This is a genomic window from Pseudomonas sp. 2(2015) (assembly GCF_000955865.1).
Lineage (GTDB): Bacteria > Pseudomonadota > Gammaproteobacteria > Pseudomonadales > Pseudomonadaceae > Aquipseudomonas.
This window is the reverse complement of sequence record NZ_JYOF01000006.1, coordinates 97,827-113,957: the sequence shown is the minus strand read 5'-3', so window position 1 is coordinate 113,957 and position 16,131 is coordinate 97,827. Positions and strand designations below refer to the sequence as shown.

Genomic DNA, 16,131 nt, shown 5'->3' with positions numbered 1-16,131 from the left:
TCAGATACTCCGCAACATGCGCCACAGCGCCAGGCAGCCCAAGGCCTGCAGGAGGAAGGCCCCGAGCAGGAGGAACTGGCCGTTGCTGTCGCGCCACATGGTCAGCAGATAGTTGGGATTGCTGATCAGGAAGTAACCGGCCATGCCCACCGGCAACAGGCCCAGGACCATAGCCGTCATGCGCGTTTCGCCGGTCATGGCGCGCAACTGCCGCGCGCCCTGCTCGCGTTCGCGAATCAGTTTGATCAGGTTCTCCAGCAGCTCGCTGGCGTTGCCGCCATAGCGATGGTTGATACGCAGGCCCAGGGCAAACAGGCGCAGTTCGTCCTGGTCATACAACTCGGCCAGCTCAGCCATGGCATCGTCGAGGCTGACGCCCATCTGCACATTGCGCCGCACCCGTTGCAAGGCGCCGTGCAACGGCTCGCGGGAAGCATCGATGGCACCGAGCACGGCATCGCTGAGGGTGCGCCCGGCCTTGAGGCTGCGCACGCTGTGATCGAGCAGCACCGGCAGTTGCTCGATCATCCGTTGCAGCCGCTGCCGATAGCGCCAGCCCAGGTACAACCAGGCCAGCAGCGGGCCGATCGGCAACAGGCCAAGGCCTGCCACCCAGCCCACGACCCGCCCGGTCAACAGCGCGGCCAGCAGCCAGAGGGCCAGCCAAAACCACAACAGCTCGTTACGCCGCTCGATACCGGCACGCTGCAGCAGGCGGTCCAGCCAGTCGTGCCCGACCGGCGCCAGCGCGGACGCTTCCTCGATCTGGCCGAGGCGCCGGAGGATGCGCTCCTGGGCAGACTTGCGCATGCCGCGGTAGAACAGGTGCACCGACAAGCCGAGCAAGGCCAGGCAAATCAGCCCGAGTATTGCCGCAATCACGGCTGCAGCTCCGAGTAATCGCGGCGCAGCTTGTCGCCGGCCGGGTTCGGCGCTTCGCGCAAAAAGCCTTCGCCCGTGCGCCGATCGAGCCGGAACAGGGTATTGGTGACGTACACGTCATCACGCACCCCGACCACCTCCAGCACCTCGCTGACGCAGCGGCGGCCATCGGCCAGGCGGGTCAGCTGGATGACCACATCCAGCGCCGCGCAGATCATCTGCCGCAGGGTTTTCTCGGCCACCTGGCGACCGGTCAGGCCGACCAGGGTTTCCAGGCGCAGCAAGGCATCCTGGGCAGTGTTGGCATGCACGGTACTCATCGAACCATCGTGGCCGGTGTTCATCGCCGTCAGCACATCGAGCACTTCGACGCCGCGAATCTCGCCGAGCAGAATACGGTCGGGGCGCATCCGCAAGGCGTTGCGAATCAACTCGCTGGCCTTGATCTCGCCATGCCCTTCGGCATTCGGCGGACGGGTTTCCAGGCGCACCACGTGCGGGTGATCGAGCTGCAGTTCGGCCACGTCCTCGATGGTCACCAGGCGTTCGTGGGGGCTGATCAACTGACTGAGGATGTTGAGCAGGGTGGTCTTGCCGGTGCCGGTACCGCCGCTGACCAGGATGTTGCAGCGCCGCGCCACCGCCAGCTGGATGAAGTCGAGCATGCCCTGGTCGATGGTGCGGGTGGCCAGCAGGTCGGCGCTCTTGAGCATGTCCTTGCGAAACTTGCGGATCGACAGGCACGGGCCGTCGAGCGCCACCGGCGGGATGATGGCGTTGACCCGGCTGCCATCGGGCATGCGCGCGTCGACCATCGGCGAGGACTCGTCCAGGCGCCGGCCCAGGGGCGCAAGAATCCGCTGCATGACCCGCTCGACATGATGGGCATCGATAAAACGCAGGTCGGTCTGTTGCAGCACCCCGGCCCGCTCGATGAACACCCGGTGCGGGCCGTTGACCAAAATCTCGGTGACGCTGGCATCGCGCAGCAGCACTTCCAGCGGGCCGAAACCAGTCAGCTCGTCAACGATTTCCTCGGCCAGGCGTTCCATCTCGTAGCGCGACAACGCCAGGTGCAGGCGGGCAATGTAATCGCCGACCTGCTCCACCACGAACTGCGCCAGGGCCGGGCGCGAACCTTCGAGCAGGTTGCGGCCGCTGTCCTCGATGGCGTCGATGATGTAACGGTGCAGGGCGCGTTTGAGCGCCTGTGGGTCGGCCCCCAGGTTATGCCGTGGGCCACCGAACAGCTCGTCGCCGCTCACTTGTGCCCCCACAGCCGATTGAGCCAGGTGGCGGCCACCGGCGGGTTGTTTTCCGAGCGCCGCGCCAGGCGTTCACCGAGGCTTTTCAGCTGTTGCGTAAGCGGCTCGCGCGGCGCCAGCTCGAACAGGGTCAGGCCCTGGTTCTTGGCGTTCAGGCGCACCTCCGGGCTATAGGGCAAGACCCGCAGAACCGGCAGGCCGTAGCGCTTGCCCAAGGCTTCGGAATCCGGCGCAACACCGCGCAGGTAGCGGTCGACCAACAGGCTTGCGTGTTCGAGCTTCATGCCCTTCTCGCGCCACTGGGTCAGCACTTCGAGGTTGCGCCGGCAATCGAGGACGTTCTGGTCGGTGTACCAGATCAGCTTGTCGCAGTGGCTGACGAAGGTGCGCAGGGCTTCGCTGTCAGCCTGGCCGGTGAGGTTCACGACGATGTGCTGGAAGTGCTGGCGCAAGGCGCTGAGCAGCATGTACAGCTCTGCCGCGCTGGTGCGCTCCAGCGGCTCGTCGGTCTCGGCATAAGCCAGCAGGCGCAGGCCTGAGCTTTCGCGGGTGAAGGCACTGTCGATCAGGGTGTTGTCGAGCCGGCGCAGGTGGCGCAGGGCATCGCCGAAATGAAACGAGGCTTCCAGGCCGAGCAGCGCCAGGCTGTCACCCCGCGGCAGGCCAAGGTCGAGTAGCAGGGTCTGCTGGCCGCTGGTCTGCACCACCCGCGCCATGTGCGTGGTCAGCAAGGCGCCGTCGGCGGCGCACTGGGCCCCATAGAGCACGGTCAGCCCGCCCAGGCTGGGGTTGCTGGTCACTGGCGGCAGGCGTTTGCTCAAGCGCCGCACCAAGCCTGCGACTTCACTGGAACGCGAGCCGTAGGCGACAAAATCCCGCGCCCCGGCACGCATGGCGTTGAGCACCAGTTGATTGTCCATGCCATCGCCGAGGGCGACGATCGCCAGCATCGGCTTGGCTTCCAGCACGCCCTCGATCAGCGCGCACTGGTTGACCACCTGCTCGCGGTCGAGGCCGACGAACACCAGGCTGGCGAAAGTGACATCGACCAGCGCCAGCAACTCGTCAAGGCTGCCGCTGCCGGCACCGACCACCTGCCCCAGCGGCGCCAGTGCGCCCTGCAACCATTGCAGGTCGCCATCGTTGCGGGTGATGGCGAGGAAGGTCTGGCTCAGGCTTTCACTCATTGGGATAACCCGCTGCGACGTTCAAAGTCGCCGTTTTCCAGAAAGAACAGCCGGCCCCAGCTCGGGTCGTAGTTGCGCAAGCCCTCACCCGGCAGCGACGGCAACTGGGCATCGGCCGCCAGCGGCTGGACCAGGTGCGGGGTAACGATCATCAGCAGTTCGGTCTCGTCGCGCTGCACCGAGGACTGGCGAAACAGCGCGCCAATGATCGGCAGGTTGCCAAGGCCTGGAAACTTGTCGACGGTCGAGCGCGACTGGCTGCTGATCAAGCCACTGATGACGAAGCTCTCGCCATCGGCCAGGGAGATGCTGGTGTCGGTACGCCTGACGGTCAGGCCGGGCACCTGGGTACCGGCGATATTCACCGCCTTGTTGTAGTCCAGTTCGCTGACTTCCGGCGCGACTTTCAGCAGGATGCGATTGCGGCTGACCACGGTGGGCGACAGGGTCAGGCGGATACCGAACTCCTTGTATTCGATCGAGACACTGTCGCTGCCGCTGCTGGGCACCGGGATGGGGATCTCGCCGCCGGCCAGAAAGCTTGCGGTCAGGCCGCTGAGCACTACCAGGCTGGGGCGCGCCAGGGTGTAGGCGAAACCGCTGGTTTCCAGGGCATTGATCGCGGCCAGGAAGCGACTGCTGCCACCGCCCCAAATGATGTTGAACACGCCGTTGTCCAGGGGAATGTTCGGCGTGCCGGGCACGGTGGGCACCTGCCCCGGGCTTACGGTGGTGTTCGGCACGGTGCTCGGTGAGCCGATCAGGGTGTTGTTGGAGCCCTTGAAGAACAGCCGCGCGCCGGCCTCCTTGTACTTGGTGCGGTTGACTTCGACAAAGCGGATGTCGGCCTGCACCTGGCTGGGCAGCAGCGGATCTTCGGACGGCGGCAGCGCGCTGGCGGCCATCTCGTTGCTGGCAACCCCCTTGACGAACACCATGGCCTGGCGCGGTGTCTTGGCGCAGGCAGTCCACAGCATCAGGCTGGTGGCGCCGGGGCCGACCGCCGTCAGCAGCACCGCGTCAGTGCCACTGGCATGTACGTCGGCAATCTTCGGCTCGCCAATCGCCGCGCGGGTGATTGCCACCGGCAGGCGCACCTCCTGCTGCAGGCCCTGATCGATCTCGATGACGCCCGGCACCTGCTCCAGCGCCGCGCAGCCGGACGCCGCCATCGCCGTTGGGGCGAGCGGCACGGCGCACAACAGGGCGCAGAGCATCTGCTTGATTACCCGCTCGGAACGACTGCTCATTGAAGGGCATCCTTGCTTGGTCAGGGGGTTGGCGTGTTGGCTTGATTACCGCGGATGATTTCCATGCCGCGTGGCGGCGCTGCGCTGGCCACAGGTCGGGCGGCCGGTACCTGGGCGAGCTGGCTGAAGCGATAGAGTTCACGGTTGGCGTTGTCGACGGCCTTGGCGCTGGCATGCGGGTCAGTCCAGTACTGGGCCAGGCGCTTCTCCTCGGCGCTGCGTACCGCCAGGCGCAGACTGCCGGCCTGAGCGGCCAGCAGCAGGCGGCTGGCCAATGCTTCGGGGACCGCCAGCACCACAGTGCGCACCGGGTTGCGCTGTTGTTCCTGACGGGCCTTGTCATCCATGGGCGCCTCGGCAGGCTGGCCATCGTTGGCCAGGCCCAGCTGCGCACCGACACTGAGCAGGCGCAAGGCCGGCAACACTACCTGGGCCGAGGCTTGCGGGTTGCTGTTGTCTTCACGCAGGAACACCAGCACATCGACATAGTCACCCGGGCGCAGTTGCCCGGCGGCGCCGACCACTTCGTCCACCGCCACCGCCAGCGCCCGCTCACTGGGGTGAATCATCCGTGCCAGCGGGCCACCGGCCTCGAAGCTGCCCTGCTCCAGCCAGGTGCCGGCGCTCAAGGCGCGCCAACTGCTGCGCCCGAGCACTTGTTCAAGGGTCTGGAAACTACCCGGCGGCGCCACCTGCAGGCGTTCGATCAGCAGGTCTTCGGCCACCAGCGGGGTATAGGCACTGACATCGCGACGCAGCACGACAACCGGCTTGCGCAGTTCGTCTGTTGCTTCAGTGACCACCCGGGTCACCGGAGCCTGCGCGGGTTCGACGGCGGCTGCCGGCGCCGGCTCGCTTGGCGGCTGGCTGAGCATCAGCCCCCAGTAGCCGGCCAACAGTGCACCGATCAAAAAGAGGCCTGCAAGGATGATGGTAATGCGACTGCTCATGCTGGCCCTCCTTCTCCCCAAGCTGTCCTTCAGGCTCACTTTTGTGAAATGGCCCACAGCACTGCAGTCGGAAACAACTATTTCGCTATTTGACGGTAGCGCAGCTAGGACAAAATGCCATTACCCGTCAGATTTTTTTCCGTCGCAGAGCCGACACCCCCATAAAACAACAGCTTATTGGCGTCGGTATTTGGTTATAACTTTAGTATTAATACCTTCTTACATTTGCCGAGATTTGGCCCGTTGACGATGCTGTGGTGGCAAAGGGGAATCACTGAATACCCCTGCCATCTGCGCCTCCGGCGCAAGGAGAAATGCCATGCGTCTTTCCCGAGTCCTCAAGAGCTGCAAAGAATTCTTCTACCGCAAGGATGGTGCCTCGGGCATCGAGTACGCGATTGTCGCGGCCATGGTTGCTGTAGCGCTGACAGCGTTCATTACGCCCATTTCTACCAATGTGTCTGGGGTCATGACCAAGATTGAAAACGCGCTAAAAGCGCCGCCTGCTTCGGGCGGTGGCAGTGGTGGTAGCTGACGAGTGGATTCATCGGTTCACGCCAATGCACTGATCAACTCCCCCATCACAGGACCGCCCCATGCCGACCTCTTCCCCCCGTCAACAGCTACTCCTGGTGGATGACGAAGAGGACGCCTTGCTGGAACTTGCCGAATTGCTGGAGGGCGAGGGTTTTTGCTGCTACACCGCCACCTCGGTGAAACTCGCCCTGCAACAACTCACCCGCCACCCGGACGTGGCCCTGGTCATCACCGACCTGCGCATGCCGGAGGAGAGCGGCATATCACTGATCAGGCGCCTGCGCGAGCACACCTCGCGCCAGCACTTGCCGGTGATCGTCACCTCCGGGCATGCCGACATGGACGACATCAGCGACCTGCTGCGCCTGCAGGTGCTGGACCTGTTCCGCAAGCCGATCTACCACAACCGCCTGCTGGAAACCCTCGACAACCTGTTCCCCAAACCGCGGATGCAACTGGTGCAATGACCCTGCAGGGGCTACGGCCCCTGTAGGAGCCGGTTCACAGCTGCACGCTGAAACTCACACTCAGCCGTGGCTCGCGGTCAAAGCTGTCGAGGGCAACATCCGACAACGGCTTGGCCAGCTCCAGCGCCAGGTTGTAGAAACGCCCGTCACCGATGCGCAGCCCCAAAGCCACTGAACTCAAGTGTGCATCGCGCAGGTCCACCTCGTTGAACCAGGTGCGCGCGGTGTCCAGTACGGCATAAGGTTGCAGCAACTTTACCCAGCGGCCATCGCCGTTGAAACTGTAATTGAGCTCATAGGCCAGGCCCCAGCCCTTGTCGCCCAGGGCCTGGTCGGCGGGGTAACCGCGGGCAAAGCTCTGCCCGCCGAACACCACCCGCTCGCTGTCGGGCAGGCTGTCGCGGCTCCAGTACAAGGCCGCCGACGCCACCCCCTGCCAATTGCCGAACAGGCGATCGCTCTGCAAACCGGACAAACGCAGGCGGAGGAAATCCAGGTCGAAATCGCTGTTGCTTTTCGCCCCCAGGTAATCCAGGCCCTGATAGGCGCCACCACTGACAATCCGCAGTTGGTCGGCATCGGCCTTGCGCCACTCGCCTTCAAAGCCCAGGGCACGCACATCGGTGCGATTGCTCAGCCGCAAGGGCGCATCGACCGCGCGATACTCAACATCGTCATTGACCATGTAGAAACGCGCAGCAACGTTGAGCGACTCACCGGGCGCGGCCAGCAGCACCTGGCTGAGGCCCGCCGAAAAGCGGTCGTTCTCGCGATGGGCCTTGAGCTGGGTGCCATCGCCGAGCAGCACCTGGGCACTGGGGTCGCTGTCGTAACGCGAGGCCGACAGGTGCAACTGGCTGCCCTGATCGTCCAGGTACTGGGAGTAGTCCAGGCGAAAATAGCTTTCGTGATCTTCCCCGCGCGGCGCCAGAGCGGTGACGCTGAACTGTTCGGCCAGCGCCGTCTGCGCGTTGCTGCTCACGCTGAGCAAGGCCTGGGGGTCATCGCGGGTACCATCAGTGACGGTCAGGTTGCCGCTGAACGGCCGGCGCCTGGCCTCGACGATCAGCCGGCTGGTACCACTGACAGGGTTGGCAGGCGCAAGGCTTGCCTGCACGCTAAAGCCCGGCAGGCGGCTCATCAGCGCGACGTAGCGCTCGAAGGTGGCGCGGGTCAGCGGCCGTTCGGCCTTGAGCCGGCCCACCAGTTGCTCAACGTAGGCCGCCGCCGGGCCCACCTCGCCGTGCAGCTCGAGTTCATCGATGTAGCCTTCGACCAGCACCACCCGCACCCGGCCATCGGCGAAGTCCTGCTCGGGCAGGTAGGCATGCGACAACAGGTAGCCGTCCTGCTGGTAGCGCTGGGTCAGGCGCTGGGTGGCGTCGATCAGCTCGCCGAGGCTGACCTCGCGGCCGGCCAGGCTCTGGTAGTTGTCGCGCAGGTCACTCAAGGGGTAGATGCTGCCGCCTTCGAAGCGCACTTTGCGCAGGAAGATCCGCGTGTCGCGCAGCAACGGCCGGGCCTGGGTTACCGGCACCGGCACCAGCACTCCCGGGTTGCTTGGCCGGTAGGCATCGGCCGGCAGATTGGGGGCCGGCAGGTTGCGTTCGATTTCGTGGCTGTCGAGAAAACGCGGCAGGGGTTCGCTGCGGGCAACGCTCACCCAGGACAACCCCACTATCGCGACGGCCAACGCACGCATCGGACACTCCATGATCCCGAACAGTACAAGGCCGCCAGGGCGGCGGCCTCGTCAATCCAAGCGTAGGTGCTGGCCCTGTCATCGTCTAATAGAGAGCGTCAGTCATTGACCTGGAATTCGACCCGGGCGGTTTCGCCGCTTTCATCCAGGGCGCTCAGCTCGAAGCGCCCGGCCTGCTCGAAGCTTGCCGTGAGGTTCTCCTGACCGCTGGTTTCGCCCAGCGGCGCACCGTTGAGGAACCACCAGTGGCGTCCGTTACCGCCAAGGGCCGAGACCTTGAAACGCAACGGTTCGCTGCTGGTGGCCGGGCGGCGCAACTGATCGCCCTGGCGCACACCGACAATCGACAGCGGCGGCGCACTGGCCGGCACCTGCGGCGGGCATTGCGGGTCGACCTTGGGCAAGCGCGCCTCGCGGCGTTCCACCCTTGGCAGCCACGGTTCAAGTGGCGACGGCCAGAGGGCGACTTCCCGGGCCTGGGCGCCGGCGCAGGTGGCGTCGACACGCAAGCCCTGATCGTTGACCCAGACCGTCTCGCGCAAGCCGACACTCAAGGGCTGGTCCTGGGCCAGCAGGGTTGGCGGCGTGGTACCGTCCAGGGTCCAGGCAAAACGCTGGCGCCGGCAATTGGGGTCCTGGCGGGCCATGGGTTGGCCGAGCGGCCAGCAGATCGCCGCAACCCCGACGTTGGCCGGCACCGCCGCCACGGGTGTAGCGATGCCGCGCTGGCTGTCGCGGTTGCTCAGCACATCATGCACCTGCAGCATCAACGGCGCCGCCGAGGCCAGGCCGAACTGGCCGGGCACCGGCGTGCCATCCGGGCGGCCGATCCAGATCCCGATCAGGTAACGCGGGCCAACGCCAATCGACCAGGCATCGCGAAAGCCATAGCTGGTGCCGGTCTTCCACGCCAGTTGCGGGCGCTGCACTAGCTCTGCGTGAGGGTCGCGGTCCGGGCGCGCCTGGCCGCTGAGAATCCGCCGGATAATCCAGGCACTGCCGGGCGACAGCAGGCGTCGCTCAAGCAGCGGGTCATTGGGTTGCAAGCGGATCGGCGCACTCAGGCCATCGCGGGCAAACGCGGCGTAGCCGCCCACCAGGTCTTCCAGCCGGCTACCGGCGCCGCCGAGAATCAGCGACAGGTTAGGCTCGGCCAGCGGCGGCAAGATCAATGGCACGCCGCCACTGCGCATCTGCGCGGCAAAGCGTTTCGGCCCGTAGGCTTCGAGCAGTTGCACCGCCGGCAGGTTCAACGACAGGGCCAGGGCGGAACTGGCCGCCACCGGCCCGCTGAAGCCCATGGAGAAGTTGCCCGGGCGGTAGTCGCCGTAGCGGCGCGGCACGTCCTGCAGCAAGGATTCGGAATGGATCAGGCCATCGTCCATGGCCATGCCATAGAGGAACGGCTTGAGGGTCGAGCCGGGGGAACGCAGGGCGCTGATCATGTCGACGTGGCCAAAACGGCGCTCGTCATTCAGGTCCACCGACCCCAGGTAGGCGCGCACCGCCATGTTCTGCGCCTCGACCACCAGAATCGCCGCCGAGGTCCGCTCGGGCAGGCGCGCACGCCAGCCCAGCAGCAGGTCTTCCAGGCGCCGTTGCAACGAGGCATCGAGGGTGGTGCGAATCAACGGCGGGCTGTGCGGGCGGTTCAGCCGTCGCGCCAATAATGGCGCCAGCGCCGGCTCCTGACGTGGTGCCAGCAACAGCGGTTCCTCTTCTGCTTCGGCGACCCGTTGCTGCGGCCACACCTGGTACTCGGCCAGGCGCTGCAAGACCTTGTCCCGCGCCGCCTGGGCGCGCTCCGGGTGCCGATCCGGGCGCAGGCGGCTGGGCGCCTGGGGCAACACCGCGAGCAAGGCCGCCTCTGAAGGCGTCAGGTGCAGCGGCGACTTGCCAAGATAGGCCCAACTGGCCGCGGCGACACCCTGCAAGGTGCCGCCGAACGGCGCACGGTTGAGGTAGATCTCGAGGATCTGCGCCTTCGACAGGTGCCATTCCAGTTGCGCGGTACGCCACAGCTGGCGCAGCTTGCCAGGCAGCGTGCGCGAGTGCGGGTCGAGCAGGCGCGCGACCTGCATCGACAGGGTGCTACCACCAGACAGCACCCGGCCACCGCGCAGGTTCTGCCAGGCCGCGCGGCCCAGGGCCAGCGGGTTGACACCGGGGTGATGGTAGAACCAGCGGTCCTCGTAGGTCAGCAACGCCTCCAGGTAATAAGGCGAAACCTGCTCGGCAGTGACCGGGTAGCGCCACACCCCGTCGGCATCGGCAAAGCGCCACAGCGGCGTGCCGTCTTCGGCCAGGACTACCCGGGCGAGGTCATCGGCCGGCATCGGCAACGGCCAGATGCGGTCGGCAAGCCATAGCAAGGCAATCAACAGCAAGGGGATGGCGAGCAGCAAACCCAGGGGTTTGCCGATGACGCCACGCAGGCGAGCTAAGATGTGCATCAGGCCCTCCTGGCGTAGCAGCTACGCAGGGAACCGACCCGGCCCTGGCATGGCCAAAGGCTTGGCAACGGCGCATTCGCCGAATTGATCATCAGGAAGCAACTATGCATGTAGAAGGTTTTTTCGAGTGGCTCGGCCAGGCGCTGGGGGCGGTGATCCGGTTTATCGTCGACGGCCTGAGCGGGTTGTTCAACCTGCTGGCCAACGCCGGTGGCAATTTCATCGAGGGCCTGTCACGCACCCTGGGCATGGACACTTCGCTGGTCAGCATCCTCGCCCTGATCATCGGCCTGATGTTGCTGTACTCGGCGATCCGCGCCTTCATGCGCGCCTCGATCATACTCGGCATCATCTGGCTGGTGCTGGGTTTGTGGGTGCTGAGCTGGATCATTCACTGACTAAATAGAAGGTGTGGGAGCGGATGAGCCCGCTCCCACAACGCCCTGTGTCAGCGGCCTTTAACCACCAACTCGGCAGGCGATTCGCCCACCGCGTTGTAGTTCGGCCGGTACATCGACTCGACCTGCGGCGGCGGTACCTTGTAGGTCCCCGGGGTTACCGCGCGGGCCAAGTATAGCAGGTGGGTGGTGGAGTACTGGTCGATACTCAGCGCCGCCACGTAGCGGTCATCACGAAACTCCTGATGCACGACCGCGGCGTTCTGCATCGACTCGCGCCATTGCTTCACTGCACTGCTGGCGTTCTCAAGGCTTGCCGCGCTTTGCGCCAGGTTCTGGTTTTCCAGCTCCAGGCCCGCCGGTAGCAGGTCGACCACCAGCGCGTCCGGCACCTGGGTATTGGCCGTCACCGCTAGGTGCACCAGCACCAGGTCACCGCTCTTGAGCGCCTTGATGTCCAGGGCCTGGCCATTCATGCCAAGGAACTCGCGGCGGATGGTCATGCCGCTGCCGCGGGCAACCGGGGCCTGGCGCGGATAACCGGACAGGGTCAGTTGCTGGAACAGCGTCTCGCTGCCTTCGTTCTGGATGGTCAGCGGCGAGGCCAGCAGCGGGCCTTCGAGTTTCATCCCCGATTGCTCGTTGTTGAATTCGCGCACTTCACCGGCGCTGTCCAGGCGTGCCGACCAGTTACCTTCAGGCTTGCGCAGCAGGCCACGACCGGCAAGGTACAGCGCGTTGCGCTCCTGGGTCGACAGCCAGCGGTTACCCGCCATCTGGTCGGAAAGCTCGAACAGCCGTGCATCGAGCTTGTCGCTGGCCAGGTTGTTCTCGGTCAGCAACGACAGGATCAGCGCCTGGTCACGCACCGGGCTGCCGTAGTCGGCCAGCCAGCTGTTCTCGCTACGGGTGACCGCCAGGCCGGCCTGCAGCGCCTGTTGCGCACGTGGCTTGTCACCCATCTTGTCGAGGGCGATGGCCAGTTGTACCAGCGGCAAGCCGGAACGCGCATCGCTGCGCCGCTCGAACAGGCTGCGCAGGGCGCCCAGCGGCGCTTGCTGGGTACGCGCCAGCACCAGAGCAGCATACGACTGCACGGCAAAGCGGCTGTGCTCGGCGTTCTGGCTGTAGCTGATCTCGATCAGGTTGCGCTCCTGCAGGTAGCGCAGCAGGCGCTCGCTGGCTTTTTTCAGGGCCTCGGGCGGCACGGCATAACCTTGCTCGCGTGCACGCAGGAGGAAGTCGGTGACATAGGCGGTCAGCCAGTATTCTTCCTCGTCGTCAGCGCTCCACAGGCCAAAGCTGCCGTTGTAGCGCTGCATGCCCAGCAGGTGCTCGATGCCCATCTCGATCTTGCGCTTGCGCACGTCCGCCGGCTCACCCTTGATGCCCAGGCGCTTGAGCGTCGCGGCATCGGCGTACAGCGATGGGTACAGGCCACTGGTGGTCTGTTCCAGGCAGCCGTACGGGTAAGCTTCGAGGGCGCGGATCTGCTCGGCCAGGTTCAGCGGCGGGCGGCTCGACAGCGCCAGTGAGGCCTCAAGACCCACCGGCTCGAACAGCGCCAGGTCAGCTTCCGGCAGGGTCCAGGGCTGGTCTTTGAGAGCGACGCGATAGTGCTGCAGCATTGCCGGGTAGGCCGGGCGAATGCCCAGGGTCCAGTCGCGGCTGAAGGCCGTGGCCGACTCGCCTGGCAGTTGCAGCCCTTGCACCTCGACCTTGACCTTGCCCTGGCCCAGGCCACCGCTGGCCTGCACCGGCACCAGCAGGGTGACACGCTTGCCTTCGGTGAGGCTCAGGGTTTGTTCGGCGGCGCCGAGCAGATTCAGCTGGCCTTCGGTGCTCAGGCGCACGGTCAGGTTCTGTGCCTTGCCCGACAGGTTGGAGAGGTCCAGGGCCAGGGTCGTGCGGTCGCCGCCGGCGAGGAAGCGCGGCGCCGAAAGCTCGGCAATCAACGGCGCGGCGACCACGGTCTTGCCTTCGGCCATGCCGTAGCGCTCGTCGGTCCAGGCCTGGGCCATCAGCCGCAGCTCACCGTTGAAGTCAGGGATATCGACCGTCGCTTCACCTTCACCCTTGTCATTGAGGGTTACCGGGGCGCTTTGCTTGGCAACAATGGTCACCGTGGTGTTCGGGCGCTTGCCGCCCTTGGCCATGGCCGCGTCACCACCGAAGGCCAGGCTGGCCAGACGGCCCTGCCCGGCTTCGATCAACTGGCCATAGATATCCAGTTGGTCAGCACCATAGGCCTTGCGGCCAAACATGCCGGTGAACGGGTCGGGGGTTTCGAACTCGGTGATGTTGAGGATGCCCACGTCCACCGCTGCCAGCAGTACATGCACCTGTTTGGGCACGCTGCCGTCGGCGTTGCGCGCTTGCACCTTGACGGTCAGCGGCTGCTTGGGACGCATTTTTTCCGGGGCATTGAGGGTTACCGCCAGCTTGCGCTCGTGGCGATCCAGCGGCAGGTGCAGCACACCCACGGCACGTTTCGGCGTGGCATTGACCTTGCGCTCGCCCGGGCGAATCACCAGGGCGCTGACATACAGGTCATGGCGCGCCCACTTCGGATCGAGCTTGACGGCAAAGCTCTTGCCTTCGGCCGGTACATCGATTTCTTCCCACCACAGCGGGCCTTCGCTGGACTCGACCATCAAGTAGCCGGTGCCTGCGGCAGGCGGAGTGACGGTGATATTGGCGGTGGCGCCATCGGCATACGACGGTTTGTCCAGGGCCAGCTTGACCTGGTCCGGACGTACGGCGCCGCCGTCGGCGTTGTCCTGGGCACGGTAGCCGGCCCAGAAACGCCCGCTCGACACCAGGCCGGTCTGCGGGTCTTCGACCTCGACGCGGTACGGGCCCCAATCAACCAGGAAGTTGACCCGGGCGGTGGAGCCGGCCTTGACGTTGACCGTCTCTTCGCTCTGGATGAGGAACTTCTCGTTGTAGTTGTAGCTCCAGCCGTCGCTCTGCGAGTAGTTCCAGTAGTAGTCGCGGCGCTCGCGGACCAGGCGCACCTTGAGGTTGTTGACCGCCAGCTTGTTGCCTTGCGGATCGGCCACCAGCACTTCGAATTCCACCGGGCCTTCGCCATCGGTTTCTTCACCCTCGAACAGACCGCGCAAGCCAGGCAGGCGCCCGGCCGGCCAGATCGGTTGCTCAAGGCGGCGGGTGATCGGCCGGCCACCGGACTCCTGCAGGCTGGCCTGCACGGTCAGTTGCAGCGGCGAACGGGCTTCGGACCATTTGCTTTCGATGTTCAGGGTGGTCTTGCCGTTGCTGTCCAGGGTGACTTCGTCCAGCTCCAGGTCCTGGCTCAGTTCCTCTTCAGTGATCGAACCGAACTGATAGCCCGGCAGTGCCGGCACCGCTTCACGCAGCGGGCGCACATAGGCCTGGCCGCTCAGGCGATTGCCCGAAGCCGGGGCGCCGTACAGGTAGCGACCGTTGACCTTGATCTGCGCAGTCTGGTCCGGGCTCAGCGGCTTGTCGCTGCCCTTGAGTTCCAGGGCCAGACGCTCGGGCAGGAAATCTTCGACAAGGAACTCGAACACCTGCTTCTTGCCGCCGCCGAGGTCGAACAGCAACTGCCAGCGCCCGGTCGGCGCTTCATCGGCCAGTTGCAGCTGATACTGATAGAAGCCATTGGCATCGGCTTCCCAGACGAACTTGCGGCTGATCTGCTCATCCGGACGGCGCACTTCCACGGTCACCGGTTGCGGCTTGAGCGGGCGGCCATCCTGGTCACGCAACAGGCCGTTGAGCAGCACGGTTTCGCCCGGGCGATAAAGGTCGCGCGGGCCGAACACGAAGAACTGCAGCGGGTTGGCCTGGGGGCCGGTGATGTCGAATTCGGCCAGGTCCAGGGCAGCGCTATTGAGGCGCAGCATGGTGGTGTGCACGCCCTGATGGGCCAGCAGGGTTTCGGCCTTGGGTGGCGTCGGCAACTGGGCATGGCCGTCGCTGTCGGTCTTGGCCTGGGCCAGCACGCGGCCTTCGCCGTCGAGCAGTTCCAGCTCGACACCGCTCAGCGCCTTGCCGCCTTCCAGGCCTTGGGTGAAGACATCCAGGCGGTTCTGGTAACGGTGCGCCGAGACGCCGATGTCACTGAGGGTGAACAGCGTCGCCGGTTGCGTGTAGTCGTAGGTTCCGGAGGCACGCATTACCGCCAGGTACACGCCTGGCTCTTGCAGCGGCTTGATGCCGGCAATCGGCAGCAGCACGGTTTCGCGGGTGTTCTTCGCCGGGTTGAGGTCGAAGCGGCCGCTGTAGACCAGCTCGGTCATGTCCAGGATTTCTTTGGACGTGTAGTAGTACAGGCTGCTGTTGCGGCCCCAGGTAGCGAGGAACGGCGACAGTTTGTCCGACTTGATGCGGAAGAACTCGACATCGACCTTGTTGACGTTCAAGGCGATCACCGGCAGGCCTTCGGCCAGTCGCGTCGGCAGCAGCGAGCCACGGCTGGCGAAGCCGATTGTCGATTGCATGTCGCGGGTTTCCAGGCGGCTGATCGACTCGGCGGGCAGGCGCTTGCCATTGACCGCGAGCAGCCCGGCGTCGATGGTCAGCACCAGCTTGCGCTGGGGCTCCAGGTGGCGCAGGCGCAGCTCCATCTTGTTGGCAGAAAGCTCCCAGGCGCCGTCGACCTTGCCTTTGACGGTATCGACCAGGTGCACCTTGTCAGCGAAGTTCTGCTGGTCATCCAGCGGCACCGAGAAGGTCAGGGCCAGGGCGCTGGCGCCATCGACCTGCACTTCCGAGACATCCACCACGCTCAGCTCGCGACCGGCATAACGCTTGGCCAGGGTCGCGGCATCGTCCTTGGCCGCAGCGGGCTTGGTCGCGTCTGCGGGTGCAGCCGGGGCGGCCGGGGCCGGGGCTGCGGGTTGGTCCTGGGTCTGCGCAGGCGGGGCCGCGGGGGCCGGTTTGTCCGGGGCAGACGAATCGCAGGCACTGAGCAAGGCCAGCGCGCAGGCCAGCAACAATCCTTTGTTGAGCATGGGAGTAGTAACTCTCGGGCAGCGGAATCTTAGGGGTGCA

At 65.4% G+C, this 16,131-nt stretch carries 11 protein-coding genes; 3 read left to right on the top strand and 8 right to left on the bottom strand.

Annotated elements, in window-relative coordinates:
- Genes UB48_RS11505 through cpaB form a run of 5 tightly spaced genes read right to left on the bottom strand, consistent with a single transcriptional unit; the run spans position 1 to position 5,534 of the window.
- On the bottom strand, positions 1 to 882 hold the full coding sequence (locus UB48_RS11505; protein ID WP_045197042.1) for a type II secretion system F family protein: 882 nt from the start codon (positions 880 to 882) through the stop codon (positions 1 to 3).
- Positions 879 to 2,147 (bottom strand): CpaF family protein, encoded by a 1,269-nt coding sequence (locus UB48_RS11500; protein WP_045197040.1) that lies wholly within the window; start codon positions 2,145 to 2,147, stop codon positions 879 to 881. The genes UB48_RS11505 and UB48_RS11500 overlap by 4 nt, the downstream gene beginning before the upstream one ends.
- Positions 2,144 to 3,334, bottom strand: coding sequence for a pilus assembly protein (locus UB48_RS11495; RefSeq protein ID WP_045197038.1), 1,191 nt, complete (start codon positions 3,332 to 3,334; stop codon positions 2,144 to 2,146). The genes UB48_RS11500 and UB48_RS11495 overlap by 4 nt, the downstream gene beginning before the upstream one ends.
- A complete protein-coding gene (locus UB48_RS11490) occupies positions 3,331 to 4,584 on the bottom strand; it encodes a type II and III secretion system protein family protein (protein ID WP_045197036.1) in 1,254 nt (417 codons plus the stop codon). The genes UB48_RS11495 and UB48_RS11490 overlap by 4 nt, the downstream gene beginning before the upstream one ends.
- Before the next feature lie 20 nt (positions 4,585 to 4,604).
- Positions 4,605 to 5,534 (bottom strand): Flp pilus assembly protein CpaB, encoded by a 930-nt coding sequence (gene cpaB, locus UB48_RS11485; protein ID WP_045197034.1) that lies wholly within the window; start codon positions 5,532 to 5,534, stop codon positions 4,605 to 4,607.
- A 319-nt stretch (positions 5,535 to 5,853) separates the two neighbouring features.
- Between cpaB and UB48_RS11480 the strand changes: the two genes are divergently transcribed.
- The gene (locus UB48_RS11480) at positions 5,854 to 6,069 is read left to right on the top strand and encodes a Flp family type IVb pilin (RefSeq protein WP_045197032.1); all 216 of its coding nucleotides are present in this window, start codon (positions 5,854 to 5,856) and stop codon (positions 6,067 to 6,069) included.
- 61 nt (positions 6,070 to 6,130) lie between these two features.
- Positions 6,131 to 6,538: a response regulator gene (locus UB48_RS11475; protein WP_045197030.1), complete on the top strand. Its 408-nt coding sequence runs from the start codon at positions 6,131 to 6,133 to the stop codon at positions 6,536 to 6,538.
- A gap of 34 nt (positions 6,539 to 6,572) precedes the next feature.
- Here UB48_RS11475 and UB48_RS11470 read toward each other — a convergent pair whose 3' ends face one another.
- Positions 6,573 to 8,240, bottom strand: a complete 1,668-nt coding sequence (locus UB48_RS11470; protein ID WP_045197028.1) for a ShlB/FhaC/HecB family hemolysin secretion/activation protein — start codon at positions 8,238 to 8,240, stop codon at positions 6,573 to 6,575.
- A gap of 98 nt (positions 8,241 to 8,338) precedes the next feature.
- Complete coding sequence (gene pbpC, locus UB48_RS11465) at positions 8,339 to 10,693, bottom strand: peptidoglycan glycosyltransferase PbpC (protein WP_045197026.1); 2,355 nt, start codon at positions 10,691 to 10,693, stop codon at positions 8,339 to 8,341.
- 104 nt (positions 10,694 to 10,797) lie between these two features.
- On the opposite strand from pbpC, the gene UB48_RS11460 reads away from it, so the two are divergent.
- The gene (locus UB48_RS11460; protein ID WP_038997361.1) at positions 10,798 to 11,091 is read left to right on the top strand and encodes a hypothetical protein; all 294 of its coding nucleotides are present in this window, start codon (positions 10,798 to 10,800) and stop codon (positions 11,089 to 11,091) included.
- A 50-nt stretch (positions 11,092 to 11,141) separates the two neighbouring features.
- On the opposite strand, the gene UB48_RS11455 is transcribed toward UB48_RS11460, so the two are convergent.
- Positions 11,142 to 16,091, bottom strand: a complete 4,950-nt coding sequence (locus tag UB48_RS11455) for an alpha-2-macroglobulin (protein ID WP_045197023.1) — start codon at positions 16,089 to 16,091, stop codon at positions 11,142 to 11,144.
- Positions 16,092 to 16,131: the final 40 nt, after the last annotated feature.

Bases quoted from the DNA above. Each gene is read 5' to 3' on its own strand.
- UB48_RS11495 (WP_045197038.1), bottom strand. From the start codon at position 3,334: ATGAGTGAAAGCCTGAGCCAGACCTTCCTCGCCATCACCCGCAACGAT.
- UB48_RS11490 (WP_045197036.1), bottom strand. From the start codon at position 4,584: ATGAGCAGTCGTTCCGAGCGGGTAATCAAGCAGATGCTCTGCGCCCTG.
- cpaB (WP_045197034.1), bottom strand. From the start codon at position 5,534: ATGAGCAGTCGCATTACCATCATCCTTGCAGGCCTCTTTTTGATCGGT.
- UB48_RS11480 (WP_045197032.1), top strand. From the start codon at position 5,854: ATGCGTCTTTCCCGAGTCCTCAAGAGCTGCAAAGAATTCTTCTACCGC.
- UB48_RS11475 (WP_045197030.1), top strand. From the start codon at position 6,131: ATGCCGACCTCTTCCCCCCGTCAACAGCTACTCCTGGTGGATGACGAA.
- UB48_RS11470 (WP_045197028.1), bottom strand. From the start codon at position 8,240: ATGCGTGCGTTGGCCGTCGCGATAGTGGGGTTGTCCTGGGTGAGCGTT.
- pbpC (WP_045197026.1), bottom strand. From the start codon at position 10,693: ATGCACATCTTAGCTCGCCTGCGTGGCGTCATCGGCAAACCCCTGGGT.
- UB48_RS11460 (WP_038997361.1), top strand. From the start codon at position 10,798: ATGCATGTAGAAGGTTTTTTCGAGTGGCTCGGCCAGGCGCTGGGGGCG.
- UB48_RS11455 (WP_045197023.1), bottom strand. From the start codon at position 16,091: ATGCTCAACAAAGGATTGTTGCTGGCCTGCGCGCTGGCCTTGCTCAGT.